The sequence below is a fragment of the Oleiphilus sp. HI0128 genome, from assembly GCF_001635365.1.
This window is the reverse complement of sequence record NZ_LWGG01000006.1, coordinates 1-936: the sequence shown is the minus strand read 5'-3', so window position 1 is coordinate 936 and position 936 is coordinate 1. Positions and strand designations below refer to the sequence as shown.

The window sequence follows — 936 nt, the reverse complement described above, 5'->3', positions numbered from 1 at the left end:
GGTCTGCATCAACGGACTTGATCGAAGGTTCTAAAGCTAAGCTTGAGCGTTTGGGCTTCTTTAGTACTGTTAATATTGATACGCCCTCAGTACCGGGCACGTCAGATCAAATTGATGTGAATTACTCGGTTGAAGAAACTTCATCCGGTAACCTTTCTGCAAGCTTGGGTTTTTCTCAGGGTTCCGGTTTTTCACTTGGTTTGAGTGTTTCTGAAAGTAACTTTTTTGGCTCCGGTAAGAAGGTCTCTTTTGGCGTGAATACCACTGAGTCCGTTAAGTCTGCTAACTTTTCCTATCTCGATCCTTACTTCACTGTCGATGGTGTGAGTCGAGGGTTTAGCTTTTTTGCTAGAAAAACTGATTTTGACGAAGATGACCGTTCAGATTTTGTTATCGATGAAACGGGAGCATCGGTAACCTTTGGTTATCCTATCAACAGTATTTCTCGCTTGAAGTTCACTTTTGGTTATACCAATACTCAGCTATCTGCAGGTGAGGATGTGCCGCTCGGAATCAATACTTTTGTTTCTGAATATGGTACGAGTTTTAATACTTACAGCTTTACCGGGTCATGGACCAGAAGCACATTGAATCGCGGGCAGTTTCCAACGCGCGGGTGGGGACAGGGCCTAACGCTTGAAGTGTCGGTACCTTTCAGTGATCTATCATTTTATAAACTTAACTACCGCTCAAATACCTACTTCCCAATCGATAAAGATCATGACTTTGTATTCAGGATTCGCAATAAATTGGCGTGGGCTGATGGGTATGGTGATACCAGCATACTTCCATTTTACGAAAACTATTTCACCGGTGGTATTACTTCGGTGCGAGGTTATCAAAGAAATTCGCTTGGTCGTCAGTCGGTTCCTAGTCAGGCTGGTGGGTCTACAGACCCCTTTGGCGGAAATCTCCTAATTGAAAATAGTGCTGAGT

General features: G+C 43.6%; 1 protein-coding gene. It reads left to right on the top strand.

What is annotated here, in order from left to right; genetic code table 11:
* The coding region (locus A3763_RS00150) for a BamA/TamA family outer membrane protein (protein ID WP_156494770.1) at nucleotides 1–936 on the top strand (936 nt) is incomplete at both ends.